This window comes from Candidatus Limnocylindrales bacterium, assembly GCA_035626395.1.
GTDB lineage: Bacteria > Desulfobacterota > Binatia > UBA1149 > CAITLU01 > DASPNH01.
The window spans coordinates 2,501-28,080 of record DASPNR010000002.1; the positions used below are offsets into that span (position 1 = coordinate 2,501).

Annotated in this window: 23 protein-coding genes and 2 rRNA genes (1 of these 25 cut by a window edge); 21 read left to right on the forward strand and 4 right to left on the reverse strand. The window is 64.4% G+C overall.

Annotation, left to right across the window (positions count from 1 at the left end; translation table 11 throughout):
• The 5 genes from VEC57_00340 to VEC57_00360 form a co-directional block, all read left to right on the forward strand.
• Positions 1 to 1,827: ribosomal RNA gene (locus tag VEC57_00340) — 23S ribosomal RNA — on the forward strand (it extends 1,178 nt beyond the left edge of the window).
• Between the two features lie 106 nt (positions 1,828 to 1,933).
• A 5S ribosomal RNA gene (gene rrf, locus VEC57_00345) occupies positions 1,934 to 2,047 on the forward strand.
• Between the two features lie 146 nt (positions 2,048 to 2,193).
• Positions 2,194 to 4,488: a nitrite/sulfite reductase gene (locus VEC57_00350; protein ID HYB97564.1), complete on the forward strand. Its 2,295-nt coding sequence runs from the start codon at positions 2,194 to 2,196 to the stop codon at positions 4,486 to 4,488.
• Positions 4,489 to 4,491: 3 nt separating this feature from the next.
• A complete protein-coding gene (locus VEC57_00355; GenBank protein ID HYB97565.1) occupies positions 4,492 to 5,070 on the forward strand; it encodes a hypothetical protein in 579 nt (192 codons plus the stop codon).
• Positions 5,071 to 5,461: 391 nt separating this feature from the next.
• Positions 5,462 to 6,613, forward strand: coding sequence for a sigma 54-interacting transcriptional regulator (locus VEC57_00360; GenBank protein ID HYB97566.1), 1,152 nt, complete (start codon positions 5,462 to 5,464; stop codon positions 6,611 to 6,613).
• A 19-nt stretch (positions 6,614 to 6,632) separates the two neighbouring features.
• On the opposite strand, the gene VEC57_00365 is transcribed toward VEC57_00360, so the two are convergent.
• The gene (locus tag VEC57_00365) at positions 6,633 to 6,845 is read right to left on the reverse strand and encodes a hypothetical protein (GenBank protein ID HYB97567.1); all 213 of its coding nucleotides are present in this window, start codon (positions 6,843 to 6,845) and stop codon (positions 6,633 to 6,635) included.
• A gap of 549 nt (positions 6,846 to 7,394) precedes the next feature.
• Here VEC57_00365 and VEC57_00370 point away from each other — a divergent pair.
• The 16 genes from VEC57_00370 (at position 7,395) to VEC57_00445 (ending at position 23,057) form a co-directional block, all read left to right on the forward strand.
• Positions 7,395 to 7,535, forward strand: coding sequence for a Flp family type IVb pilin (locus VEC57_00370; protein ID HYB97568.1), 141 nt, complete (start codon positions 7,395 to 7,397; stop codon positions 7,533 to 7,535).
• Positions 7,536 to 7,625: 90 nt separating this feature from the next.
• Positions 7,626 to 8,162, forward strand: a complete 537-nt coding sequence (locus VEC57_00375; protein ID HYB97569.1) for a prepilin peptidase — start codon at positions 7,626 to 7,628, stop codon at positions 8,160 to 8,162.
• Positions 8,163 to 8,172: 10 nt separating this feature from the next.
• Complete coding sequence (cpaB, locus tag VEC57_00380) at positions 8,173 to 8,997, forward strand: Flp pilus assembly protein CpaB (GenBank protein ID HYB97570.1); 825 nt, start codon at positions 8,173 to 8,175, stop codon at positions 8,995 to 8,997.
• Between the two features lie 107 nt (positions 8,998 to 9,104).
• On the forward strand, positions 9,105 to 10,526 hold the full coding sequence (locus tag VEC57_00385) for a type II and III secretion system protein family protein (GenBank protein ID HYB97571.1): 1,422 nt from the start codon (positions 9,105 to 9,107) through the stop codon (positions 10,524 to 10,526).
• 11 nt (positions 10,527 to 10,537) lie between these two features.
• Positions 10,538 to 10,849, forward strand: coding sequence for a hypothetical protein (locus tag VEC57_00390; protein HYB97572.1), 312 nt, complete (start codon positions 10,538 to 10,540; stop codon positions 10,847 to 10,849).
• A 46-nt stretch (positions 10,850 to 10,895) separates the two neighbouring features.
• A complete protein-coding gene (locus VEC57_00395) occupies positions 10,896 to 11,312 on the forward strand; it encodes a TadE/TadG family type IV pilus assembly protein (GenBank protein HYB97573.1) in 417 nt (138 codons plus the stop codon).
• Between the two features lie 13 nt (positions 11,313 to 11,325).
• Entirely contained in the window at positions 11,326 to 12,384 is a 1,059-nt protein-coding gene (locus VEC57_00400) for a pilus assembly protein TadG-related protein (GenBank protein HYB97574.1), read from the forward strand.
• Positions 12,385 to 12,464: 80 nt separating this feature from the next.
• Positions 12,465 to 13,538: a pilus assembly protein TadG-related protein gene (locus VEC57_00405; GenBank protein ID HYB97575.1), complete on the forward strand. Its 1,074-nt coding sequence runs from the start codon at positions 12,465 to 12,467 to the stop codon at positions 13,536 to 13,538.
• 247 nt (positions 13,539 to 13,785) lie between these two features.
• Positions 13,786 to 14,994 (forward strand): AAA family ATPase, encoded by a 1,209-nt coding sequence (locus VEC57_00410; GenBank protein HYB97576.1) that lies wholly within the window; start codon positions 13,786 to 13,788, stop codon positions 14,992 to 14,994.
• Positions 14,995 to 15,023: 29 nt separating this feature from the next.
• Positions 15,024 to 16,346, forward strand: a complete 1,323-nt coding sequence (locus tag VEC57_00415) for a CpaF family protein (protein HYB97577.1) — start codon at positions 15,024 to 15,026, stop codon at positions 16,344 to 16,346.
• Between the two features lie 11 nt (positions 16,347 to 16,357).
• The gene (locus VEC57_00420; GenBank protein HYB97578.1) at positions 16,358 to 17,326 is read left to right on the forward strand and encodes a type II secretion system F family protein; all 969 of its coding nucleotides are present in this window, start codon (positions 16,358 to 16,360) and stop codon (positions 17,324 to 17,326) included.
• A gap of 12 nt (positions 17,327 to 17,338) precedes the next feature.
• Positions 17,339 to 18,301 (forward strand): type II secretion system F family protein, encoded by a 963-nt coding sequence (locus tag VEC57_00425; GenBank protein HYB97579.1) that lies wholly within the window; start codon positions 17,339 to 17,341, stop codon positions 18,299 to 18,301.
• A 36-nt stretch (positions 18,302 to 18,337) separates the two neighbouring features.
• Positions 18,338 to 19,333 carry a tetratricopeptide repeat protein gene (locus tag VEC57_00430; GenBank protein ID HYB97580.1) on the forward strand — a complete coding sequence of 332 codons (996 nt, stop codon included), beginning with the start codon at positions 18,338 to 18,340 and terminating at the stop codon, positions 19,331 to 19,333.
• Between the two features lie 48 nt (positions 19,334 to 19,381).
• Entirely contained in the window at positions 19,382 to 20,371 is a 990-nt protein-coding gene (locus VEC57_00435) for an NADPH:quinone oxidoreductase family protein (protein HYB97581.1), read from the forward strand.
• The gene (locus tag VEC57_00440) at positions 20,368 to 21,669 is read left to right on the forward strand and encodes a D-alanyl-D-alanine carboxypeptidase (protein ID HYB97582.1); all 1,302 of its coding nucleotides are present in this window, start codon (positions 20,368 to 20,370) and stop codon (positions 21,667 to 21,669) included. Before VEC57_00435 ends, VEC57_00440 begins: the two co-directional genes overlap by 4 nt.
• 122 nt (positions 21,670 to 21,791) lie before the next feature.
• Entirely contained in the window at positions 21,792 to 23,057 is a 1,266-nt protein-coding gene (locus tag VEC57_00445; GenBank protein HYB97583.1) for a hypothetical protein, read from the forward strand.
• A gap of 55 nt (positions 23,058 to 23,112) precedes the next feature.
• Here VEC57_00445 and VEC57_00450 read toward each other — a convergent pair whose 3' ends face one another.
• The 3 genes from VEC57_00450 to VEC57_00460 all read right to left on the reverse strand — a co-directional run bounded on the left by VEC57_00450 (position 23,113) and on the right by VEC57_00460 (position 25,578).
• Entirely contained in the window at positions 23,113 to 23,973 is an 861-nt protein-coding gene (locus VEC57_00450; GenBank protein ID HYB97584.1) for a GDSL-type esterase/lipase family protein, read from the reverse strand.
• Positions 23,974 to 24,118: 145 nt separating this feature from the next.
• Positions 24,119 to 24,787, reverse strand: a complete 669-nt coding sequence (locus VEC57_00455; GenBank protein HYB97585.1) for an SCO family protein — start codon at positions 24,785 to 24,787, stop codon at positions 24,119 to 24,121.
• On the reverse strand, positions 24,784 to 25,578 hold the full coding sequence (locus VEC57_00460) for an ABC transporter permease (protein ID HYB97586.1): 795 nt from the start codon (positions 25,576 to 25,578) through the stop codon (positions 24,784 to 24,786). Before VEC57_00460 ends, VEC57_00455 begins: the two co-directional genes overlap by 4 nt.
• Between the last annotated feature and the right edge of the window lie 2 nt (positions 25,579 to 25,580).

Below are 25,580 nucleotides of genomic sequence, written 5' to 3' on the forward strand. Positions count from 1 at the left end.
ACTGGTCGAGTCAGTCCGCGCCGAAAATTCAACGGGGCTAAGCATGTCACCGAAGCTGCGGATCGGATCACGCCTACGGGCGTGGTCAGGTGGTAGGGGAGCATTCCACTAGCCTGCGAAGCGTGACCGTAAGGACGCGTGGAGGTCGTGGAAGAGCTTATGCAGACATAAGTAGCGATAAAGAAGGTGAAAAACCTTCTCGCCGAAAGTCCAAGGTTTCCTGAGTAAAGATAATCTTCTCAGGGTTAGTCGATACCTAAGCCGAGGCCGAAAGGCGTAGGCGATGGAAATCCGGTTAATATTCCGGAACCGTCGAGTCAGCGTTTGACTGAAGGGGTGACGGAGAAGGGCAGGTCAGCCAGGTGTCGGACATCCTGGTTTAAGCGCGTAGGCGGGAGCAGTAGGCAAATCCGCTGCTCCGTTAACGCCGAGACGTGATGACGAGTGGTTCCTACGGGAACCACGAAGTGATTGATCCCATGCTTCCAAGAAAAACCTCGTAGGGAGTTGGCTAGACGATCGTACCGCAAACCGACACAGGTGGACGGGTAGAGAATACCAAGGCGCTTGAGAGAACTCTGGTTAAGGAACTCGGCATAATGACACCGTAACTTCGGAAGAAGGTGTGCCACCGGTAAGTGAAGGGACTTGCTCCCCTAGCTGACGGTGGTCGCAGAGAGCAGGGGGTAGCGACTGCTTACCAAAAGCACAGGACTCTGCGAAGTCGCAAGACGACGTATAGGGTCTGACGCCTGCCCGGTGCCGGAAGGTCAAGAGGACTCGTTAGCCCGCAAGGGCGAAGCGGGGAATCGAAGCCCCGGTAAACGGCGGCCGTAACTATAACGGTCCTAAGGTAGCGAAATTCCTTGTCGGGTAAGTTCCGACCTGCACGAATGGCGTAACGACTTCCCCACTGTCTCAACCAGGGACTCAGCGAAATTGCACTCTCGGTGAAGATACCGAGTACCCGCAGAAGGACGGAAAGACCCTGTGCACCTTTACTACAACTTTGCAGTGAAGCTAGGGACAACATGTGTAGGATAGGTGGGAGGCTTTGAAGCGTGGGCGCTAGCCTGCGTGGAGCCAACCTTGAAATACCACCCTTGTTGTTTCTGGTTTCTAACCGCAGCCCGTTACCCGGGTTCGGGACATTGCATGGTGGGTAGTTTGACTGGGGCGGTCGCCTCCAAAAGAGTAACGGAGGCGCGCTAAGGTTCCCTCAGGCCGAATGGAAACCGGCCGTCGAGTGCAAAGGCATAAGGGAGCTTGACTGCGAGACAGACATGTCGAGCAGGTGCGAAAGCAGGTCTTAGTGATCCGGTGGTTCCGCGTGGAAGGGCCATCGCTCAACGGATAAAAGGTACGCCGGGGATAACAGGCTTATCTCCCCCAAGAGTTCACATCGACGGGGAGGTTTGGCACCTCGATGTCGGCTCGTCACATCCTGGGGCTGGAGCAGGTCCCAAGGGTTCGGCTGTTCGCCGATTAAAGTGGCACGCGAGCTGGGTTCAGAACGTCGTGAGACAGTTCGGTCCCTATCCTCTGTGGGCGCAGGATACTTGAGAGGAGCTGTCCTTAGTACGAGAGGACCGGGATGGACGCACCTCTGGTGTTCCGGTTGTCGCGCCAGCGGCATTGCCGGGTAGCTACGTGCGGACGGGATAACCGCTGAAAGCATATAAGCGGGAAGCCCCCCTCGAGATAAGGTATCCCTGGGCCTTCGGGCCCCTGAAGACCCCTCGTAGACCACGAGGTTGATAGGCTGGGTGTGGAAGCGCAGTGATGCGTGGAGCTAACCAGTACTAATAGGTCGTGAGGCTTGGTTTTCCTCATGTGTGAGTTACCAGCAGAGACTGCTGAAGCACCTCCAACTCGATTGCAGTTGTCGAAAGCCTGCTCGTCCGGGCGTCATCGCCAGCGACGAGCGACTGTTTCCGGTGGCCATAGCGGAGGGGATCCACCCGTTCCCATCCCGAACACGGAAGTTAAGCCCTCCAGCGCCGATGGTACTGCACACACAGTGTGGGAGAGTAGGACGCTGCCGGATCTCTTGAAGGCCTGGATCATAGGATCCAGGCCTTTTTTTGTTCCCGTACCGCAACCGCGCCTGCGCGCTCCGTCGCTGCGATGGTAGTTGAGGGAGGTTTCAACCGTGTTAAGACTCGGGTTCGCCGGGAGGCGACGAGGTCCCCTATGCTGACTTGGAAGGAAGCGCTGGCAGATCGCATGCCACCCGAACTGGCGCGCGAGATCGACATCTACGAGACGCAGATCGAGCTGAAGCGCCAGGGCAAGATTGACGACAAGGTTTTTGCCGAGACGCGATTGCGACGCGGGACCTATGGCCAGCGCTATGACAACGGTCAGCGCGACGACGGTACGGGACCGAAGGAGCTCGAGTTCCCGGACCGCTCCCTCACCAAGGGCCCGGAGACGTTGTGGCACGCGCCGGGAATGCAGCGGATCAAGATTCCCTTCGGCGGGCTGACGGCGCGGCAACTCGAGGTACTGGCAGACCTCGCTGAAGAGTACTCCGACGCCATTTGTCACGTCACGACGCGACAGGACATCCAGCTCCACTTCGTCCACATCGAGGACACGCCGGACCTGATGCGCCGCCTGGCCGCGGAGGGGATAACGACCCGCGAAGCCTGCGGCAACTCGATTCGCAACGTGACCGGCTGCCCGCTCGCCGGCGTGTGTCGAGCCGAGACGTTCGACGTCACACCCTACGCCAAAGCGACATCGCGTTTCCTGCTAGGTCATCCCGACTGCCAGGACCTCGGGCGAAAGTTCAAGATCGCTTTTTCGGGCTGCGCTGAAAACCCGTGCGGTCTGGTGTTCATGCACGACCTCGGCTTCATCGCACGTACGCGCGTGGTCGACGGACACGAGCAGCGCGGCTTTGAAACGTACGTTGGCGGCGGGCTCGGCGCGGTACCGTACCAGGCCAAGCTGTATGATGAGTTCATACCGGAGTCGGAAATTCTGCCATTGGCGCAGGCGATCGCGCGCGTTTTCGCCAGGCTCGGCGAGAAGAAGAACAGAGCCCGCGCCCGCATGAAGTTTCTGGTGGCCAAGCTCGGCTTCGAGGAGTTTCGCCGGCTGGTCGAGGAAGAGCGGCGCATCCTTCCGGCGGACGACGCCTGGACCGCCTTCCTGTCGGGCGTGCGCGCAGTAGAGGCGGCTCCAGTGATCGACGGCGGCGTGCCTGGCGGCGCCGACATCGATGCCGGGCGCTTCGAGCAGTGGCAGCGGACGAACATCTACCGTCAGCGTCAGCCAGGCTACGTCGTAGCCACGGTGACCCTGCCGCTGGGTGATGCCACCTCATTCCAGATGCGGCGGCTCGCGGACATCGCGCGCCGCTTCTGCGGTGACAGCATTCGCGCCACGGTAGACCAGAACATTCTTCTGCGCTGGGTACGTGAGGCCGACCTGCCGGCTTTGTACGCGGCACTCGAGGAGATCGGCTTGGGCGAGCCTGGCGCCGGCAGCATCGTCGACATCACGGCATGCCCCGGGACCGATACCTGCAAGCTCGGAATCGCCTCCTCTCGCGGACTGGCGGCGGAGCTCCAGGAACGGCTGGTCGCGCGCTCCATCCATCTCGATCAGGCTGTTCGTGACCTCCACATCAAGATCAGCGGCTGCTTCAACTCGTGCGGACAGCATCACGTTGCCGACCTCGGATTCTACGGCGTCAGCCGCAACGTCGGCGGCCGAACGGTACCCCATTTCCAGGTGGTTCTGGGTGGCCGGTGGGATCGCAACGGCGGGGCCTATGGTCTGGCGATCGGAGCCGTCCCATCAAAGAGAATTCCGGACGTCGTCGACCGGATGACGGAGCGTTACGTTCGCGAACGAAACAAGGACGAGCGTTTCCAGGATTTCTGCGCACGCATCGGGAAGCGGGAGCTGAAGGCGCTGCTGTCGGACCTGATGGAAGTCCCGGCGTACGACAAGGACCGCGATTTCTACTCCGACTGGCGCGATCCTCGCGAGTTCACGCTCGGCGACCTCGGTGTCGGCGAGTGCGCCGGCGAGGTCGTATCTCTGGTCGAGTTCAGCCTCGCCGAATCGGAAAGACGGGCTTTCGAAGCTCAGTTGCTGCTGGAATCGGGGCAGGTCGAAGCCGCGGATCACATGGCTTACTCGGCGATGATTGAAGCGGCCCGCGCGCTGGTTCGCGTCCAGTACCCCGACCTCCGCGACGATGCCGAAGAGATCGTGCGCGAGTTCCGCACCCGCTTCTACGACACCGAGTTGTTCTTCGACAAGTACGCCGGTGGGCGTTTCGCACAGTTCCTGTTCAAGCGTCACGAGGATGCGCAGCGCCGGAGCTTCAGCGAAGAGCGTGTGCGCCAGCTCATCGAGGAAGCTTCGCTGTTCATCGAAGCGGCGCATGCCTGCGACGCGAAGCTGGCCTCGCGCGGGGTGATGCCCGCCGTCTCTTCGTCCGGCGACGATCCCGCTCGGGTACAGTAGCCGATGGAGCCGTATCGACTCGGTCTGAAGCTGTTTGCCGAGGGCGCGAAGGAGATCGCGCTCACGGAGTTCATTCCGATCTTCCACCGCTGGATTCGGGATCGCACCTTCGACGGCCCGCTGCTCGACGTTGCCGACTACAGCCACGTCCACCACGGGCCGGGCGTGCTTCTGGCGGGGTTCGACGCCAACTATTGTATGGACGTCGGCGACGGCAGCCTTGGGCTGATGTGGTACAACAAGCGACCGACGCAGGAGTCGGTCGCCGACGTCCTCGTACGCGGGGCTCGGCGGGCGGTGGAGATGGCCCTACGTCTGCAAGACGAGCCTGAGTTGCGCGGCAGGCTGTCATTCACCGGGTCCCCAGTCCTGGTGTTCGCCAACGATCGTCTTCATGCGCCCAACACGACCTCTGGCTGGTCCTACGTAAGTCCGGGGTTCGAGTCCCTGGCGGCGCGGCTTTATGGCGGCAACTCCCGTATCGAACGACAGGACGACCCGCGAGAGCGCCTGGCGGCGCGACTGCACAGCAACGACGGTAGCGCCGGCTCTCTTGACGATTTGGCCGCTCGGCTCCGATAACTCCCCCATCTGGGCGAAGGCGCGTTGCAGAGCAGCCTGTGGGGCAGCCTGCCGCGCGGGATCATTGCCGCACCGTCAACTTATCATTTCATAACTTCCTGCCGTGGCGGTCTGCGCAGGTGCCGCTGGCATTGGACCACCCATTTTGGTGCGGGGATTGATCCGCATGCGCCAATCCGCCCCGACTTCCGTGGCATTGCACGATCGCCATCGATCGCTGGTGCTGATCTTTCCGGCCCACGCCGATCGCGTCGTCTGAACACGGCGTAAGCAAATGGTTTGAGGCACTGCAGCGATAGGGCTTGCCGCACCATCGCAGACACGGCTAATTCGCCGGAGCGTACACCGGTCTGCGACCGAGTGACGCGCTTCGGAGAGGAGCCGAAGGCAAATGCGTGCAGAATTTTTCGAAGAGGGCGAGGTCCGCAGAGGCGACGGGGTGGACGCGGGTCGAGGCGGCGATGGGATGGCGATCGTGTCCGAGGAGCGGCCAATCTTTGGCGGACACGGCGAGGCGCTGATCGGGCAAAGCCCCGCTTTTTTGCGGGTGCTACGCAAGATTCCGAGACTCGCGGCGTCCGACGCCACCGTGCTCATCACCGGTGATACCGGCACCGGCAAGGAGTTGATTGCGGAGGCGATCCACAACTGCAGCAACCGGCGGGGCCGTGCCTTCATTGCCGTCAACTGCGGCGCTCTTCCGGAAGAGCTGGTCGAGAACGAGCTGTTCGGCCATGCCCGCGGCGCCTATACCGGAGCTGCGGCCACCGGCAAAGGGCTTCTGGCAGAAGCCGAGGGCGGCACCCTGTTCCTGGACGAGTTGAACAGCTTGAGCCTGTCGGCTCAGGCCAAGATCCTTCGCTTCCTGCAGAACCGCGAGTACCGGATGCTTGGCTCCACGAAGCTGCTGCGAGCCAACGTTCGGATCATTGCCGCAACGAACGTGGACCTGCGAAAGCACGTCGATCAGAGCCTGTTCCGGGCCGACCTCTTCCATCGCCTCCACGTGCTGTCGATCGAGCTCCCGCCGCTGCGCGAACGTCTCGAGGACATCCCGCTTCTGGCCCAGCACTTCCTTGGCAAGTATGCCCGCGACTACGGAAAGGGAACGATGCGGCTTTCGCCAGCGGCCCTGCGAAAGCTTTCGGCCTATCCTTGGTACGGAAACGTGCGAGAGCTCCAATCGGTGCTCGAGCGCAGCGTGCTTCTGGCGGGATCGCCGGAGTTGCAGGCGGACGATGTCGACCTGCCAATGCTGGACACCCCCGAATTCCGTGAGGATGAGCTGGAGGATGAGCCCGAGGAGGCTCGGTCAGGTGCTGAGGCGTTGGGACAACGCGAAGCGACGACGACTTTCCGAGAGGCGAAGGAGCGGATGATTCGCCAATTCGAGCGCACCTACCTGATCCAGGTGATGGGAGCGGCCCAGGGAAATGTCTCGAGAGCTGCGCGGCTCGCTGGAATGCAGCGCAGGGATTTCCAGCGGCTGCTTCGTAAGCACGACGTGCGGCGCCCGGAGCCGCGCGGATGGTTCGATACGTAAACCGGCAGCGGCTGGCTGCTCAGTGCAGCCAGCGGCGGTCGGGCTTCGGCAGGGCAAAGCCGTTGCGGTCGATGAGACGGGAGCGCGTGCGCGGAAACACGGCCGCCACGTTCTCCTTCTTGGCTTGTGCGGGAGTCTCGGTCACCGGAGCCAGCATCAACTCACGCTCCAGCGCGAGCTCTTCCGCTTGCTTCCTTTCCTGCTCCACATCCTTCTTTTCGCGCTTGGGCATGTCCCCCTCCTCGCCGGATCGAATTGCCGCGTCGCTACGAATCCCACCGAGCACGCGTTCCGGCTGCCCGTGGCAGTGCAAAGCGAGTGCCATAGCAACGGCCGCTCGTGCGCCCTTTCCAAGGCAGATCGCGGACCAGCAGGGGGCGGAGATGACCCGTGTGCTGTCGCGGTCTACCCAGTGGCACCATTGTCCGCACGGCCGTGCGGGCGGCAACCCGCATGCTGTGCGGCAGTTTTGTCGCACCGACTGCGGGGGCACGCCCGCAGGACATCCTGCGCGATTTTACTGAGGATTTGCGCGAACTGATCGAAAGACACGTACGCGGTGGATCGTCTCGGCGCGCGTTTGTGCGGGGTACGAAGCGGGGGCAAAGCGCAGCCCCACAAAAACGCGTGTCAATTCCACATCTTTCATGAATCCGACGACCTGGCATCCCGATTGCATAATGGGGGCAGGAGCCGATTGGCAGGGGAGTAGGGACGAACGACTCTGACCAGGCTTCAGTAAACAAAGGAGTGCAGAAAAATGGGACGTTTTGTTGCTTTCTTGAAGGATGAGACTGGCGCGACGGCGATTGAATACGGCCTTCTGGCCGCTCTGATCTCGATCGCGGCCATCACGGCCATGACCTCCGTGGGCACGAACCTGTCGGCCAAGCTCGACGAGGTCGCCACGGCGCTCAGCTAAGACCTAAGGACGAGGCAACTCCGAACAATGCTCGCCTCGGCTCGCAAGGGCCGAGGCGAGCGTGTCTCGCGCACCGGGGAGAGAAGTGAGGTGGACTTCACGATCCAGGTGGCTCTAGTAGGAACCGTCGCTATCGCGGCGGTGACCGACATCATTGGAAGCCGTGTTCCGAATTGGCTCACGCTTTCCTCGTTTCTACTCGCAGTCACTCTTCATACCATCGCAACCGGCACCGACGGCCTGCTCTTCAGCCTGGCCGGCGCGGCGGCCGGATTCGCACTTTTGATCCCGTTCTATGCCCTCGGCGGCATGGGCGCGGGCGACGTCAAGTTGCTCACCGCTGTCGGCGCCTTCATGGGCGCGCAGCAGGTCCTCTGGGTCTTCATTTTCGCAGGTCTTTTTGGCGGGCTGTATGCCGTCGGCCTGCTGCTTCTGCAGGCGTTTCTGCAGTTCGGCGCCGCCGGTGCCGCCAAGGACGTGCAATCGCATCTGAAGACCATCGTGCTGACGGGCGGCGACTTCCGATCCTGGACTTCCACCCTCCGCTCGTATCCCAAGCTCCGCTACGCAGTGGTGATCGCACTTGGCGTGGCCGTGACGCGATTCCTGGAAGGATCGCTATTGTAGGAGGTAGACCATGCGCCGTTATCGACCGTTCATTCTTTTGGGCCTTGCTGGAGTTATTGCTTTCTCGACCAGCAGCATGGTCTACCGATGGCTTCGAGCCCAGGCCTTTGCCAGTCAGGCCGTGGTGGAATCTCCGATCAAGACCGAGGAGATTGCCGTCGCCAGCTACAACATCCCGCGCGGTGCGACGATCACGCCGGAGATGCTGAAGACCGCGGCGCTGCCCACCGAAAGCCTGCCCGAGGGGTGCTTCAAGTCGGCGGAGCTGCAGACGCTGGTCGGCCGCGTGGCGACCATGGACGTCGTCCAGAACGAGCCCCTTCTGCAGGCCAAGCTCGCTCCCGTGGACGGCAGCGGCGGCGTCGCGGCCATTCTCGATCCGAACAAGCGGGCGATGTCGGTGGCCGTCGATGACGAGGTCGGCGTGGCCGGGTTCGTGAAACCCAGCGATCGGGTTGATCTTTTTGCGACCCTCGAGACCGAGGACGAGGACCGCGGCGTGGTCACGAAGCTGGTGCTGGCCAACACCCTGGTCCTGGCCATCGGGACGGAAATGATCCGCACGGGCAAGGACGAAGAGGCCAAGCCGGTCAAGGTCATCACTCTGGAAGTGACGCCGGAGGAGGCCGAGAAGCTTGCGTACGCTTCGACGCGCGGAAAGTTCCGCCTCGCCCTTCGCAGCCCGCTGACCAAGGATGATATCCTCACGAGCGGCGCGACGATCGACACGCTGCTCAACTCGTACAACGAGGGACCCGAGCGTGGTCAGGGCGCGAAGCCCGGCGCCAGCGTGCAGCTGATCAAGGGCAAGGACGTAACGTTGGTGGCGTTTTAGACGGCACCTTACTTGCACCTATTAACAACGACGCACGGTAGCGCCGTGCACGAACGCAAGGAGAGGCGATGATGGAGCGGACAGCAGGAAGGACGACTCGAGAGGCAATGATGATCATCGCATCATCGTTCCTCTTGCTTGCGCTGCCGCTGTGGAATGTGGCGGGTGCCGAGCAGGCCGAGACCGTGCGCGCCAGCGCCGCTCGTATGCTCGAGGTGCCGATCGGGAAGTCCGTGGTCGTCGAGAGCCCGGTCGCCATCACCCGCGCCTCTCTTGCCAACCCCGCCGTCGCCGACGCCGTGGTCCTGTCGCCTCGGCAGGTCTACATCACCGGCGTCGCCGTGGGATCGACGAACCTGACCCTTTGGACCAGCGACACCGAGATCTACAAAATCTTCGACATCACGGTTTCGCCGGACCTCGTGGACCTGAAGGACCAGCTTCACCGTCTGTTCCCGGAGGAGACCGGCGTGCGCGTCAGCGCGAGCCGCGAGCACCTGACGATCTCCGGGACCGTCTCCAGCACTACGCGCCTGGCCCACATCGCTTCGGTGGCCGAGGCCTACGCACCCGAGAAGGTCGTCAACCTCCTGCAGGTCGGCGGCGTCCAGCAGGTCATGCTCGAGGTTCGGGTGGCGGAGATGAACCGCGAGCTCATCCGCCGCCTCGGCATCAACATCGGGTACCTCTCGGCCAATTCCAACGTCTTCGGCGTCACCACGCTCAACGATCTGTCGGCCGTCGTCTCGCCTCGGGATGCCACTTTCCTGCCCGGCGCCGTCGGTGCCGGCACCTCGGCCCTGAAGGTCTCGCCCTTTGGCTACGTGCCGGTCATGGCCGACGCCATCCTGCGCTGGCAGACGGGTGACGCGGACTGGACCGCCTTCATCGACGCGCTGAAGGAAAATGGCCTGGTCAAGATCCTGGCCGAGCCAACGCTGGTGGCGCTCAGTGGGCAGGAGGCCAACTTCCTCGCCGGCGGCGAGTTCCCGGTGCCCGTGCCGCAGAGCCTCGGCACCACCACGATCCAGTTCAAGAAGTTCGGAGTCGGTCTCAACTTCACGCCAACCGTGCTCGGTCAGAACCTGATCAGCATGCGCGTGTCGCCGGAGGTCTCCGAGCTCGACTTCACGAACGCGATCGTCATTCAGGGTTTCCTGATTCCGGCCATCAGCACCCGGCGCGCCTCCACGGTCGTCGAACTGCGCGACGGCCAGAGCTTCGCCATCGCCGGCCTGATGCGCTCGACGGTGCGTGAGAAGCTCTCGAAGTTCCCGGTTCTCGGCGACGTGCCGGTTTTGGGCACTCTGTTCCGCTCGAGCGAGTTCCAGAAGAACGAGTCGGAGCTGATCATCCTGGTCACGCCGCGCCTGGTGCGTCCGATCGATTCGGCCACGGCGCCGCTGCCGACCGACGCCTTCATCGAGCCCAACGACTTCGACTTCTACGGCATGGGTCGCATCGAGCTGACCGAGCATTCGGATTCCCCCCGCAACCTCGAGGGCGAGTTCGGCCACGTCAACCCGTAAGGAGAGTGGAAATGATTTCTCGCACGCATTCTCGAGTCGCTTCTTTCCTGCTCGTTGCCGTGCTGCCCGCGGCGGTGGCGGCGTGCGACATCCCCGGACCCCGGCCGCAGGTTCTGCACGAGAGCTTCGGCCATGCACAGGTCTGGAATCGTCAGGCGCATGCGCTCGACCCCGACGCGAGCGCGGACATGACGCCTGTCCGTACGATGCACGGCGGAGCGGCAGCGGCCGCTCATGCCGAGTACGTCAAAAGCTTCACGCCCAAGCCGGGCGCTGGAGCTGCGCGATCCTACAGCGGTCTCAGCGGCATCGCTGGCGACTAACCTTGGTACAAGTTCAGTAAGCGGTGAACCAAGGGGGTAATGCCACATGAAAGCCAACGAGAAAGGAATGGCAGCGGTGGAATTCGGGCTCGTTCTGCCGATTCTCATGCTGCTGGTCTTTGGAATCGCCGAGTTCGGAATCGCGTTCTATCGGGAACAGGTGCTGACGGGCGCCGTGCGCGAAGGCGCCCGCAAGGGGGTGGTCGCGACTTCTCCGCGACCCAGTGAAACCACGATCAAGGACACCGTCATCACCTATCTGACGAACATGGGTTGGACGGCGTCGACCGCCACCGTTTCGGTGGTGGGAGCGCAGGGCGCTTCGGGATCTCCTCTGACGGTGACTGCGACGTATCCGACCAGCTTCGCAGTTCTTTCCAAGCTCATGCCGATGACCGGGATCGCGGTGGACGCCAGTGGCAACGCCAGCCTCAGCGCGACCGTGACCATGGAACTGGAGTAGGGGAGGGCCGGACATGAGACGACCCATCACCACGCGCCGCGAATGCGGCTCCATATCCATTTTTGCCGCCGTAGTCGCGATCGGCTTCATCGGCGTCACGGCTTTGGGAATTGATGTCGGCTACGGCCTGCTGACGAAGGCGCAGCTTCAGAACGTCGCGGATTCGGCGGCGCTGGCCGGCAATCATCAGCTCGCGCGGCTCTACGACGCGCTTGGCAACCGCGACACCAGCACCTACACGCTGACGGAGTCGGACAAGGCGTCGATCATCCGGTCGATTCAGACGTATGCGCTGCGCAACGAGGCGGGTGGCAAGGCCATCAACGTGCTTCCGGGCGACGTGCTGTTCGGTCGCTGGAACAGGAGCACCGGCGAGATCACCCCGACCGATACGGGCGTCAACGTCATCCGTGTCGTCGCACGGCGCGATGGGTCGGCCAACGGCGTGCTGTCGACACTCATGAGCTCGACCATCGGCGTTCACTCGTTCGATGTCCGCGCCGATGCGTCAGCGGTCCTGACACCGGTTGATAAGGTCCCGCCTGGTGGTGTCGGGCTGCCGGTGGGCATCGCCAAGGCCTGGTTCAATCATCCGGGCTCGCCCTGCGGTGGAAATTCCGCCATCCGTCTGTATCCGACCGGTACATTGATCGGCTGCGCGGGCTGGCACACCTATACCGACGCTCCGGCGTCGGCTTCCAAACTGCACTCGATCATCGACGGAATCCGAGCGGGCACGTTCAAGTCCCCAGGCGTCAAGGCCGGCGACAGCTGGATCTTCCAGGGCGGCGTCGACGCCAGCGTCTTTCCCGACCTGCGCGATCTGTGGCGCCAGAACCGGGACAGCAATAACGAGTGGAAGGTCCTTTTGCCGGTGTACGACAACGCGAGCTGCGAGAACGTCAGCGGCTGGACCAAGATAGTGGGCTTCGCGACAGCGGTCATCACGAACGTCACGACTTCACCGGCGAAACAGATCGATGCTCGTGTCGACTGCGACGTCATCAGCTACGGGGAAGCGGGAGGAGAGGATTACGGCACGCATGTGGCCGGAGGACGACTGATCGACTAAGACCTGGCGGAAAGAGGTGCTGCGGCGGGGTGCCCCCGTTCCCTGTCGCAGCCCGATCTTGCCCGTTATGGGGGAGCAGAATGCGCGAGTTCAAAGAACGCAATCGGGAGCGAGGCGCCATCACGATCTTGGCCGTGGGTGGCGCCATCGCTCTTTTGGGAATGGCCGGTCTCGCAATCGACGTCGGCTATGCCGTGCTCACGCGCGTACAGCTGCAGAACATCGCCGATGCCGGCGCCAGCTCCGGAAGCCGCGAGCTGGGCCGCGTGTACGCGGAGCTCGGCCCGACCAGGGACTATCGCTACTACACGCTCACCGAAGCGGACAGGGCGCGCATCCTCGCCAACATCAATGAGTTCACGACGCAGAACGAGGCGGCGGGCAACGCCATCTCCATCACCGGCGACGACGTCATCTACGGCACCTACGATAACGCCTCCGGCCAGGTGACGCCGACGATGACCGGGCCCGAGGCGGTGATCGTGAAGGCCCGGCGGGACGAGACCGCCAACGGGTCGGTCTCTACGCTGCTCAGCCATGTCCTTGGCGTGGACACGTTCCAGATCAGCGCCAGCTCGGCCAGCGCCGGCGTTTCGGCGGCTTCCTGGATTCCAGGCGGCACCGCCGACATTCCGGTCGCGATCTCCAAGGCGTGGTTTTCCCAGCACGATTCGCCGTGCGGCGCCGATTCGGCCATCCGCTTCTACCCGACGGGCTCGACGCTCGGCTGCGCGGGCTGGCATACGTTCAATGAGTCGCCGGCAAGCGCGGCCAAGCTCAAGCACATCCTGAACGGCCTGACGGCCGGGACCTATCAAACGCCCCCGATCAGCGTCGGATCGACGATCTTCAACTTCAACGGCGGAACGATCGAGTCCAACTTCGACGAACTCCAGAAGCTCTACAACAAGAAGAAAGATGCGCAGGGCAACTGGCGCGTGCTGATTCCTGTCTACGACATGGCCGACTGCTCCAATCCCAACGGCCCGCTCAAGATCATCGGAGTGGCCCACGCGCGCATCTGGTCGGTCAAGGACGCACCGAGCAAGCAGATCGACGCCAACGTCGAGTGCAAGGTGATCGAGTTCGGCAGCGGCGACGGCAACGCCGGCAATTACGGTACGGTGGTGTCGAAGCCACGGACGATCCAGTAACGGGAGACGGAAGGAGTGCCGCGTCCGAACGTCGAGATTCGCATCCATGTCCGCCCTTACGGCTGGGCAGGCATGGGTTTGCACCTCGGCACGAGTGCCCGCGGAGATAATCGCTTCCTTGGCAGCAACAGCAGTGTGACAACTCAGCGCGACGGGAGACGGTTCGGCCAAGGTGGCGGCCCGAGCCATGGGACCCTGTCGCTGGTTCGAAAGGTGATTCTGTAGCCGCCGCCACGAGGCAGGCAAAATGGCGAGTAGGATAGGGGTCAGGCTCGAGATCGAGAACCCGGGGGTTCGGCAAGCGCTCGAGCAATACGTGGCGTCGCTGGGCGAATTCACGCTTCAGCGCGAGGAAGACCCCGGCCTCCCCCAGCTTCTGATTCTCGGGCTCGATGAGACGAACCCGAGCGAAACGTTCGCACGCATCCGCAGTGTGCAGCAGACGTCTCCGTCCACGGACATCTTTTTGACGGCCGGGCGCGCGGATCCGCAGCTCCTGCTCGAGGTCCTGCGCGCGGGCGTCAAGGAATTCCTGACGCAGCCGCTTCGCCCCGAAGAGGTCCAGCATGCATTCCAGCGCTTTCGGGAGCGCCATGCGGAGGCGAACGCCGGCGAGCTCAAGCGATCCGGGAAGATCCTCAGCGTCGTCGGCGGCAAGTCCGGAGTCGGCACGACCACCGTCGCCATCAATCTCGCCACCGCGCTGCACGCAGGCGGGCAGCGCGCGGTGGCCGTGGTGGACCTGAACCTGCGCGGAGGCGACGTGCCGGCCTTCTTCGACATCAACCCGATGCGAAGCATCCGCGACATCGAGCTGGACCTCTCGCGCCTGGACAACACGTTCCTGGCAGGAATGATGAGCAAGCACGTCAGCGGCATCGACGTCCTCGCCCTCGGAGACACCGACCTGGCGGGCGTGCACGTTTCTTCGGAGTGCGTCGACCGGACGCTCAAGCTCATGCGCGCGATGTACGACTTCGTCGTCGTCGACTGCGGTCACAACATCGACATGGCCACGTACGCAGCGTTCGGCCTGTCGGCCAGCGTGCTGCTCGTCTCGACGCTGAGCGTGCCGGTGGTGCGGCGAACCAAAAGGCTGCTGGACCAGCTGCGCGGCGAGGACGGGACGGGTCTGGAAGGCAGCAGCTTCTATCTCCTGATCAACGCATACACTGATCGAGAGGAACTGATCCTGACCGAAACGCGCGACGTGCTGCAGCTCAAGCCCCAGTGGCTCCTGCCGCGCGACTTCGACACGGCCACCGATGCCCTGAACAACGGCCGGCCGATCGTGGAGTTCGCTCCTCGATCGTCCCTGTCCAAGGCGATGATCAAGGTCGCCTCGGATCTGGCAGGCGCAGCGGCTGGACCGCCGCGTGCATCGTTCCTGTCGGGAGTGTTCCGCTCGGTGAGCGAGAAAATCGTCAAAACGAATCCGAGCCCTTCGGTGGCGTAGGGCCGCAAGTGCAGGGCAGGTGGTGAACCATGGCAATGGCAGCAAGCAATCCTAGACCGGCAACCGTCGCGACGGGCTCGGGCTATCACGAGCTCAAGGGCAGAGTTCACGAACGCGTCATCGAGGTCCTGGACCTCTCGGCCGCCGCGGCGCTCGACGAGGAGTCGCTCAAACGCGAGCTCGGGCGTCTGATCCAGCGCATCCTGACCGAGGAGCAGGTCCCGCTGAACATGCGGGAGAAAGAGCAGCTCGTCGTCGACATCCAGAACGAGGTGCTGGGGTACGGCCCTCTCGAGCCCCTGCTGAACGACGCGACCGTCAACGACATCCTCGTCAACAACTTCCAGCAGGTCTACGTCGAGCGCGCCGGCAAGCTGCAGAAGACCGATGTGCGGTTCCGCGACGACGTCCACCTGCGCAAGATCATCGACCGCATCGTCAGCGGGGTCGGCCGGCGAATCGATGAGTCGATGCCGATGGTAGACGCGCGCCTCCCCGACGGCTCTCGCGTCAACGCGATCATCCCGCCGCTGGCCCTCGATGGCCCCGCGGTCTCGATTCGTAAGTTCAGCCGCGACCCGCTCCAGCTCAAGGACCTGGTCGGCAAGAAGTCCCTCACTCCCGAGATCGGCGAGATTCTCCAGCGCATCGTCAAGGCGCGCCTGAACGTCATCATCGCCGGCGGCACCGGTTGCGGTAAGACGACCATTCTCAACATCCTGTCGGGGTTCATTCCCGACGACGAGCGCATCATCACCATCGAGGATTCGGCCGAGCTTCAGCTGCGCCAGGATCACGTCGTGCGACTGGAGACGCGGCCATGCAACGTCGAAGGCAAGGGCGAGGTCACGCAGCGAGAACTGGTCAAGAACTGTCTCCGAATGCGTCCGGACCGGATCATCCTCGGCGAAATTCGAAGCGGCGAGGCCCTCGACATGTTGCAGGCCATGAACACCGGCCACGACGGCTCGCTGACCACGATCCACGCGAACACTCCACGCGACGCGCTCACCCGCGTCGAGACGATGGTGGCGATGGCGGGCCTGAACCTTCCGACCAAGGCGCTTCGTCACTACATCTCGTCGGCCATCGACGTCATCGTGCAGATGACCCGTCTGTCCGACGGCAGCCGCAAGCTGACCAGCCTGTCCGAGGTGACGGGCATGGAAGGTGAAATCATCACCCTGAACGAGATCTTCTGTTTCTCGCAGACCGGTGTCGACGGTCAGGGCAAGGTCAAGGGGCGCTTCTCGGCGACGGGAATCCGGCCGAAGTTCGTGCAGAAGTTCGAGACCATGGGGCTTCACGTTCCCCCTGATCTCTTCAATCCGCACCGAGTCTACGAGATCTGAGGGGACGGATCATGGCACCACTGGTCTTTGCAGCAGCAATCTTCTTCACAGTGCTCCTGTTCATCATGGGGGCGTACTATCTCTACGACCACGCCATCTATGGCGACCAGGCTACGACGGTCCGCCGACTGCGTGCGCAGGGTGAGTTCAACCCGCGTGCCACGGCGGTCGAGATCGTGCGGCGCGACGCGATGTCCCAGGAGGCCTGGTACACCACCATCCTGGGCCGGGTTGCACCGCTGGCGGCGATCAAGCGGCTGCTCAAGCAGGCCGACAGCGAGATGCCCGTAAGCGTTTTCCTGCTGCTGACGTCGATCTTCTTCATCGCCGGTGCGCTGATCGGTCTGTGGCTGCGCCTCGGTCCCATCGTCACCGGCGGCCTGGCAATGGCGGGCGGCCTTGCACCGCTGATGTACCAGCGCCGCAGGCGCGCCATCCGGCTCAAGAAGATCGAGGCGCAGCTGCCGGAGGCGCTCGACCTGATCGCCCGTACGCTGCTGGCAGGCCATGCGTTCATCATGGGCCTGAAAATGGTCGGAGATCAGATGGAGGATCCCGTACGCGCCGAGTTCAAGAAGACGTTCGACGAGATCAGCTTCGGCGTCTCGGTAGCGGACTCGATGAAGGAACTGTCGGAGCGAGTGGACTCGGTCGACATCAAATTCTTCGTCACCTCGCTCCTGGTGCAGCTCGAGACCGGCGGCAACCTGGCCGAGATCATCCAGGGGATCTCGCGGCTGATCCGCGCGCGGTTCGAGCTCCACGGCAAGGTGCGTGCGCTGTCGGCCGAGGGCCGCATCTCGGCAATCGTGATGTTCTCGCTGCCCTTCCTGCTCGGAATGGCGCTCTACTACATCAACCCGACCTACATGTCGCTGCTGTTCACCGATCCGGCAGGGAAGGCGATGCTTACCGGCGGCTTCCTCATGATGATGTTCGGCATGTTCGTCACGCGCCGCATGGTTCAGATCAAGGTCTGAAGGAGACTCGTCATGAACATGCCGTTGATGACCATCGCCCTCATGAGCTTCCTTGCCGCCTTTCTGGCGGTCATGGGTTTCGTGCTGCTGTACGAGAGCCGCCGCGACGGCAAGGGCTGGCAGCAGCGCGTCCGCGGCCATTCCCGCGACGCGCGGCCCGAGACCGGTGCGGCCACCAGCGGCTTCGGCTACTTCCGCGACCGCATGATGGGGTTGCTCGAGAGAGTCGGCCAGGCCAACCAGAACCAGCGCAAGGAAGCCGAGGTTTCGGCGCTGCGCCGCTCGCTGACCAGCGCGGGCTACCGCAAGGAAAGCGCGCCGGCCATCTTCACGGGGTTCAAGCTGCTGCTGGCGGTGGTGGTGCCCGGATGCCTCGTGCTGATGCCCATCCCCGCGCTCGATCATGCGCCGACCTTCCAGCGCATGTTCGCGTACGTGCTCGCAGCCGCCGTCGGTCTTTACGGGCCCGAGCTGTGGCTCACGCAGATGGTCAAGAAGCGCAAGCAGAAGATCGTCAACGCGTTTCCGGACGCGCTCGATCTGCTCGTCGTGTGCGTGGAAGCCGGACTCGGTCTGGACGCCGCGGTCGGCCGCGTCGGCAAGGAGCTGATGCTGGCGCATCCCGAACTGTCCGACGAGTTCTCGCTGCTCGCGCTCGAGCTGCGTGCTGGCCTGCCGCGTGCGCAGGCCCTGCACAACCTCGGCCGTCGCGTCGACATCGACGAGGTCAAGAACCTCGTTGCTCTGCTGATCCAGACCGATCGTTTCGGCACCAGCATCGGGCAGGCGCTGCGGGTACACTCGGACGCCATGCGCACCGATCGCGCGTTGCGAGCCGAGGAAATGGCGGCCAAGCTGCCGGTGAAGATGCTCTTCCCGCTCATGTTCTTCATCTTCCCGGTCCTGTTCATCGTGATTCTCGGTCCGGCAATCATTCAGGGCATGCGCATCCTGCTGCCGGCCCTGCAGACCTGACGCGGACGACGAGACGGCATAGCGAGAGGTGGCGATATGAAGGTCTCGATTTCATGCGGGCGCGCAGGCGCTCTGGCGGTGGCCTGCCTGGCCCTCGGCGTCAGTGCATGTGCGGTCCCCAAGGCGCTCCAGACTCCCATCGAGCGCAGTACCTACCGCGACATCCTGGAGCGGCAGGCCGAGGGGGTGGCCGTCGAAGAGGAGACGCTCAAGAAGCTGCCGCCGATGACGGCAGCCGACTATGAACGGCTCGGGGACACCTACCTCATGCAGAACAAGCTCGGGCTGGCCAACGTCAAGTACGTCAAGGCGCTCGAGCTCGATCCGACGGCATGGAAGGTCCGGTACAAGCTGGGTGTCCTCCTGCTCAAGCAGAACGTTCCGCAGCAGGCGCTGCTGTACTTCAACGAGATCGTCACCATGGACTCGATGAACGCGCGCGGCCACGAAGGCCGCGGGCGAGCCCTGCTGGCGATGGGGCAGCACGAGGAGGCGGAGAAGGCGTTGCGAACGGCGCTCGACCTGGACTCGGGCCTCTGGAAGGCGCACGAGACCCTCGGAGTTCTGTGCGATGCGCTGGGGCGATTCCCCGAAGCCATCGAGGCGTACCAGACCGCGCTGAAGATCCAGCCGAACGAGCCTTCCGTCCTCAACAACCTCGGCGTCGCCTACTATCTCAGCAAGGACTACGGACGCGCGATCTCGACTTTCGAGCGTGCGCTGACGGTGACGCCGGCCGGTGAGCGCGCGCGCGTCTACAACAACCTCGGCCGAGCCTACGCCAAGACCGGAAGCTACCCGCGCGCGTACGAGGCATTCCGCAAGGGCGCCGATCCGGCCAAAGCGTACAACAATCTCGGGCTCATCTATCTGGAGGATGGCCGCACCAAGCAGGCCGCGTCGTGTTTCCAGAAGGCAATTCACGCAAGCCCGACCTACTACGCCGAAGCGACGGAGAATCTTCGCGCCGTGCAGGCGGGCCTCTCGAGCCCCGAGGACGGACCGCTGCGCGTGGCCGCGGCGTGCCCATAGGCGCGCGCACGACTTCGCAACACGTCGCGCTTGTGCTAGCTGCGCGACATGCGAGCCGTCGTCTGTAAGGAGTTCGGTCCGCCCGAATCTCTCGTCATCGAAGAGCTGCCGTCGCCGCCGCTCGCCGCGGGGCAGGTGCGCCTGGACGTGCACGCGTGCGGCGTCAACTTCCCCGACACGCTGATCATCGACAACAAGTATCAGTTCAAGCCCCCGCTGCCGTTCTCGCCCGGAGGTGAGGTCGCCGGCGTGATCAGCGAGGTCGGCCGTGATGTCGAGGGCTGGGCCGTCGGCGATCGCGTGGTCGCGATGTCGGGCTGGGGCGGCTTCGTCGAAGAGATGGTCATCGACCCCAGCCGCCTGATGCGAGTGCCTGACGGCATGGACATGGCCACTGCGGCAGGGTTCACGATGACGTACGGCACGTCCCACTATGCGCTCAAAGATCGCGCGGCCATACGGCCGGGCGAGACGCTGCTCGTGCTCGGCGCCGCCGGTGGCGTCGGCCTGGCAGCCGTCGAGCTCGGAAAGGTGATGGGTGCGCGTGTGATCGCGGCAGCCGGCAGCGACGAGAAGCTCGAAGTGTGTCGCAGCTACGGTGCGGACGAGGTGATCCACTACGGCCGCGAGAACCTCAAGGAGCGCGCCAAGGAACTGACGGGCGGCGCGGGTGCCGACGTGATCTACGATCCGGTCGGAGGCGATGCGTTCGACGAGGCCATCCGCTGCATCGGCTGGGAAGGCCGCTACCTGGTGATCGGCTTCGCCAGCGGACGCATCCCGCAGCTCCCCGTCAATCTGGTGCTCCTCAAGAGCTGTCAGGTCGTGGGCGTATTCTGGGGAGCGTTCACAGCGCGCGATCCGGAGCGAAACAGTGCTCACCTTGCCGAGCTCGCCAGCTGGTTCGCGCAAGGGCGGCTGCGTCCGCTCGTCAGCAGCAAGTATCCGCTGGAGCAGGCCAGCGTCGCATTGCGGGCAATGCTCGATCGCAAGGTTACGGGCAAGGTCGTGCTGACGACGGAGCGGGCCGGAGCGTGACCATCTTCGTCGCGCACGGCCCGGCGGCCGCGCGCCGCCGAATCGTGCAGACCATCGTAACTGCCGCTGTGGCCGTCCTCGCCACCGCCGCACCCGTGCGCGGCCAAGAGCGAATCGATCTGGTCTGGCACGCAGAGACTCTTTCGGGCAAGGCCGTGATGTCCAAGGCGCCCGACCGGCTGGTCAACCCCGCTTCGGTCGTCAAGGTCGCCTCGACGTTTCGCGCGCTGCAGCTGCTCGGACCGTCTCATCGCTTCGACACCACGTTTGCGGCCACCGGCGGCGGCGCGCGCCGCGATGGCGTGCTGGCTGGCGACCTCGTCGTCGTGGGCGGCAAGGACCCCGACTTCCATTTCGAGAATGCGCTGCTGGTGGCGCGCGAGCTCAACCGTCTCGGCATCCGCGAAGTGGCGGGCGATCTTGTCGTGGACCGCAATTTCTGGATCGGCTGGGAGCGCGGCGCCGCCGGCCGCGAGGCGGAGCCGGACAGGCGGGCCCACGCGATGGCGCAGCGGCTCCTCGATGCGCTGAATCCGGAAAAGTGGAGCGAGGAGAACAAGCAGGCGTGGGCGGACGCCGCGCAACGCCGCAGCTGGCCGCCGGCATCGCCGCCGTCGATCGTTTTCCGCGGTGGCATTCGACTTCAGGCGGCGCCGGAGCGGACGCCTCTGCTGACCCACCGGTCGGAGCCGCTGTCGACCGCGCTGCACCGTTTCAACGTCTTCTCCAACAACGACATCGAGCGCCTCGATGCCACGGTCGGCGGCCCTGGCGATCTGGCCGCGTTCCTGACGAAGCGCTGGGGGCAGGCAGCCGCCGGGATCCGTTTCGAGACGACGTCGGGGCTGAACAGCAATCGCATGAGCGGCCGCCAGATCGTGCGCCTAGTGCGCGAGCTGCACCAGCTGCTGCAGCAGCACGGGCTCCAGCTCGGAGACGTTCTGCCGGTCATGGGCTGCGGCGACAGCACGCTGCGCCATCTGTTTCCTCGCCTGCGCGAGGATGGCAGCGCCGACGGCATGGTGGGCAAGACCGGCACGCTGAACACGACAGACGGAGGCGTCTCCGCGCTCGCGGGGATGCTGCCGGCCAGCGAGCCGGTCCTCTTTTTCGTGGCGGCTCCTGGGGCCGGCCACGCACTGGCGCGCGCGCGCGCTGCCGAGGAGGATTGGGTGGGCCGCCTGATCAAGCAGCGCGGACCGCTCCAGCCGGCGCGCTGCCCGGCCGAGGTCAAGACCTCCGATCTGCATGCGCAGGTCGTGCCTGCGGCGCCCGCGCAGCCTGCCTCGGCGCCCTGACGCGCCGGGTTGTCTTCCGCCCCCTTTGCTGGCAAGGAACGTCGGTTCATCCGCGTACTTGCGGCGCGTTTCCGCGCCTCCCGCGCGTGTTACTGCAAGCGAACCGAAGAGGAGTTCCATCGATGCCCGATCTCGTTCCCGCCCATGGCGGGTTTGCCGAACCGTTGTCCTGTGATGTTCCCGAGGCGCAGCGCGCCGCCGTTCTCGCCGAGGCGCAGAGCCTGGTTCGGGTGCCCGTATCGGATGCCGATCTCTCCACCGTCTATCGTTTCGGGGATGGGGCCCTGACGCCGCTGCGCGGGCCGATGTGCTCGAGCGTCTACAACCGCGTGCTCGACGAGATGGTCATCGAGCACGACGGCAAGCTGTATGCGTGGACGATCCCCCTCTCGCTGCCCGTGACCTCCGAGATGGCGCGCCGGCTGTCGGTGGGGCAGAAGGTCGCTCTGACGAATGGCTCGGGCGCCATCGTGGCCACGCTCGAGGTCGAGGACATCTTCGAGTGGGACAAAATGCGCTACATCGCCAAGGTGTACGGCACCGAGCGCACCGACCATCCTGGCGCCGACATGGTGCTCAAGGGCGACGCGGACAAGACGCACCTGATCGGCGGCACCATCGCCGTGCTGCCGCAGCCGAAGCACCCGGTGCTCGGACGCCACATCCTGTCGCCGCTGGAGACGCGGGCACTGCTGCGCGCACACGGATGGGATCGCGTGGTTGCGTTCCAGACGCGCAATCCGCTGCACCGCGCGCACGAGTACGCGCTCGTCTACGGCCTCGAGCAGCTCATCCGCCAGGGCCACAATGCCGGCGCCTGCCTCAATCCGCTCATCGGCGAGACCAAGGGCGACGACGTCAATGCGGTCGTTCGCATGCATACCTATGAAGCGCTCATCGAGTCCCGAGGCATCGGCGAGGGCGACAGCGATCCGAAGCTCTGGGGCCCGCGCGGCGAGCAGGTGCCGGACCGTGTGATCCTTCTCGGTCTGGACATCAAGATGTTCTACGCAGGCCCGCGAGAGGCGATCATGCACGCCATCTATCGCCAGAACTACGGCTTCAGCGACATCATCATCGGCCGCAAGCATGCCGACGCGCCCTTCCACGACGGCACGCCGATCTGGGGTGACTTCGACGCGCAGGAAATTTTCGACAACCTCAAGGGCGACCTGCAGATCAAGCCGCTCAAGGTCGGATTCGCGGCCTACTACGAATCGGTCGGCCGCGTCGACCTCATGGACGAGCACAAGGGCGAGCAGCCGGTGTTCATCTCGGGCAAGCAGGTGCGTCAGACGCTGATGGAAGGAAAGCCGGTCGATCCGCGCATCATGCGCGAGAGCACCTCACGGATCCTGGCGCAGGCGATGTCGTCGCAAAGCTCCTGATGTCCGGTCGACGGGGCCCGCGGCACGGCGCCGCGGGCCCGTCGAGCGCGAACGTTCAATCGCAGGAAGGATCGGAACCGTAGATCCAGTTCGCGACCGTCGAGACGGTGGTCTCGTCGAGCATCGGGTGGAACTGGGTCAGGTCGTCGAGCTGCAAATCCGCCCGCGGGACGCCGAGCGCGCGCACGATGGACAGCGCGAACAGCACTTCGCCGAGAGCCTGCGGGTGCACGCCGTCCTTCGTCCACTCTGCATCCGGCGCCTGCGAGTAGGCTCGGCACGCGTCGCCAGCCCAATCCACGATCGTATGACCGCCGGTGGCGGCGATGTCTTCGAGGACCATGTTGTGGTCGACGAAGTCGTTGACCCGCTCGTAGCGCACTTCCCAGCTGGCGGTAGCGTGCGCGTGGTCGAGCGGCGGCGTCGAGGCCAGCATTATGCTCAGCGAGGGTGCGGCGAGCCGGGCTTGGTCGATGGTGGCCTGGACGGCGACGGGGAAGCTGCGCGGAGAGTCGGGGTCGTTCTCGAATGCCAGCCTCAGCGCACGCCCGGAGTCCTGGAACATGACCCAGTCGTAGGGAATCTCGGAGCTGAGAAGGTCGCGGCCGATGCGGCGCGCGTAGCGGATGTAGTGCGAGCCGCGCTGGCCGATGGCTTCGATTTCGAGCAGCTCGAAGTCGCAGTAGGCGGCGGCCAGAAGATGGCGCACGAGCGCGGCGTAATGATACGGCGTTCCCAGGATGCCGACCGTGATGCTGTCGCCGTAGAACAGCACGCGACTGCCGGGATCCATCTGCACGCTGGCCGGGATGATCGCGCTGCACTCCGCGTTCGCGCTCCCCGTCGCACCGAGCGCGGTGGCTACCGCCAGCACGGTTGCGCGCAGACGGGTATGCAGCCGTCGGTCGGCTCTCATCCTGTGTCGCATAATGGATTCTTCGCCCCCAGCCCACCGGCCAGGAAGCCGGTCCACAAGTAGGCAACGAAAGACGGGTACAGTCAACGAATTGTTGTTGCGGCGGCACGCGCCGTCGCCGCGTGGCGCGCGGACTGGCCGCCGATCATGCGCCGACGCGCCGAAGGTCGGATCGAAGGCGCGCGAGCTGCTCCGGATCGTCGCTGGCATAGACGCCGCGGATGTCGCCGCGCCCGTCGACGAGGATCAGACGGATGCTGTGCACGACCGCGCCTTCGCGCTCCAGGACCGCCTCCAGCTCGTCCTTGCCGGCATCGGGGCCGAGCAGTTCGCTGGCGGTGCCGACGCTCGAAAGGAAGCCTTTTCGGATCAGCCCCAGGACCTCGTCCGTCGGACCCGTGACAAGGTGCCAGCCCTCCGAGCGGTCGATTCCGTGGCGCGCCGCATAGGCGGCCAGCGCTTCTGGGGTGTCATTCTGCGGATCGACACTGAACGAAACGAGGGCCAGCTCCTGCGGCGGCACGTCACGCCGAATCGCCTTGAGCTTCTCGACCACCACCGGGCATGGACCGGGGCAGGTCGTGTAGACGAAGCTGGCGACCCACGGCCGCCCGACAAGGTCCGATCGCGATATCGGGCCGCCGCTCTGATCGACGAGGCGAAAATCAGGAACGTGCGCGATGATGGGCAGCGAAGGCGCCGGCCGCACCAGAACGAACAGGCCAAGGGCCGCCAGCGCAGCGCCGGCGCCAATCATCGCGCCGCGCGTGATGCGCGCGATGTGCAGCGACGAGGGTCGGGCCGGCGTGGTCACGGGACGCTGGTGCCGGTGCGGTCGGATGCCACGCGCACCGATGCCAGGACGCTAGCGCCGGCGAAGAGCAGCGTGGCGATCCAGCATGTGGCGATCGACGGCAGCGCTGCCGTTGCCGGCGTCTGTCCGAGATACAGCGCATGACGAAGCGCGGCCACCCCGTAGGTCAGCGGGTTGATCGCGATGATCCAGGCCAGCCACCAGGGCGTACCCTCCGCTGGAAAGAATGCCCCCGAGAGCAGCCACATCGGCATGAGCACCGACGTCATGATGGCGTGAAAGCCTTGCGTGGAATCCATGCGCCACGCGATCAGCATTCCCAGGCCCGCCAGCGCAACCGACAGCACCACCATAACCGGGATTGCTGCGATGATCCCGGAAACTTCCACCGACATCCCTGCCAGCGGCGCAAGGATGCAGACCACGAGCGCCTGCCCGACGGCGAGCGTTGCCGTGCCGGCGATCTTGCCGAGGACGATGGCGGAGGTCGGCACCGGCGCCACCAGCACGCCCTGCAGGAACCCGCTGTTGCGGTCGTCTATGATCGAGATGGTCGCGAAGATGGCGGTGAACAGCAGGATCATCGCCACGACGCCGGGAAAGAAGTACTCGCTGTAGCCTACCTGGGCCTGGCTGCCGGCGCGGAAGGACGCGCTCAGGCCGGCACCGAAGATGAGCCAGAAGAGCACCGGCTGCGCGAGCGCGCCAAAGACGCGGTTGCGCTGGCGCAGGAAGCGCACGACCTCGCGCTGGGCGAGCGTGTAGACGGCTGTGGAGAAGCTGGTGGTCACGA

Bases quoted from the DNA above. Each gene is read 5' to 3' on its own strand.
- VEC57_00350 (HYB97564.1), top strand. From the start codon at position 2,194: ATGCTGACTTGGAAGGAAGCGCTGGCAGATCGCATGCCACCCGAACTG.
- VEC57_00355 (HYB97565.1), top strand. From the start codon at position 4,492: ATGGAGCCGTATCGACTCGGTCTGAAGCTGTTTGCCGAGGGCGCGAAG.
- VEC57_00360 (HYB97566.1), top strand. From the start codon at position 5,462: ATGCGTGCAGAATTTTTCGAAGAGGGCGAGGTCCGCAGAGGCGACGGG.
- VEC57_00365 (HYB97567.1), bottom strand. From the start codon at position 6,845: ATGCCCAAGCGCGAAAAGAAGGATGTGGAGCAGGAAAGGAAGCAAGCG.
- cpaB (HYB97570.1), top strand. From the start codon at position 8,173: ATGCGCCGTTATCGACCGTTCATTCTTTTGGGCCTTGCTGGAGTTATT.
- VEC57_00385 (HYB97571.1), top strand. From the start codon at position 9,105: ATGATGATCATCGCATCATCGTTCCTCTTGCTTGCGCTGCCGCTGTGG.
- VEC57_00390 (HYB97572.1), top strand. From the start codon at position 10,538: ATGATTTCTCGCACGCATTCTCGAGTCGCTTCTTTCCTGCTCGTTGCC.
- VEC57_00395 (HYB97573.1), top strand. From the start codon at position 10,896: ATGAAAGCCAACGAGAAAGGAATGGCAGCGGTGGAATTCGGGCTCGTT.
- VEC57_00400 (HYB97574.1), top strand. From the start codon at position 11,326: ATGAGACGACCCATCACCACGCGCCGCGAATGCGGCTCCATATCCATT.
- VEC57_00405 (HYB97575.1), top strand. From the start codon at position 12,465: ATGCGCGAGTTCAAAGAACGCAATCGGGAGCGAGGCGCCATCACGATC.
- VEC57_00410 (HYB97576.1), top strand. From the start codon at position 13,786: ATGGCGAGTAGGATAGGGGTCAGGCTCGAGATCGAGAACCCGGGGGTT.
- VEC57_00415 (HYB97577.1), top strand. From the start codon at position 15,024: ATGGCAATGGCAGCAAGCAATCCTAGACCGGCAACCGTCGCGACGGGC.
- VEC57_00420 (HYB97578.1), top strand. From the start codon at position 16,358: ATGGCACCACTGGTCTTTGCAGCAGCAATCTTCTTCACAGTGCTCCTG.
- VEC57_00425 (HYB97579.1), top strand. From the start codon at position 17,339: ATGAACATGCCGTTGATGACCATCGCCCTCATGAGCTTCCTTGCCGCC.
- VEC57_00430 (HYB97580.1), top strand. From the start codon at position 18,338: ATGAAGGTCTCGATTTCATGCGGGCGCGCAGGCGCTCTGGCGGTGGCC.
- VEC57_00435 (HYB97581.1), top strand. From the start codon at position 19,382: ATGCGAGCCGTCGTCTGTAAGGAGTTCGGTCCGCCCGAATCTCTCGTC.
- VEC57_00445 (HYB97583.1), top strand. From the start codon at position 21,792: ATGCCCGATCTCGTTCCCGCCCATGGCGGGTTTGCCGAACCGTTGTCC.
- VEC57_00450 (HYB97584.1), bottom strand. From the start codon at position 23,973: ATGAGAGCCGACCGACGGCTGCATACCCGTCTGCGCGCAACCGTGCTG.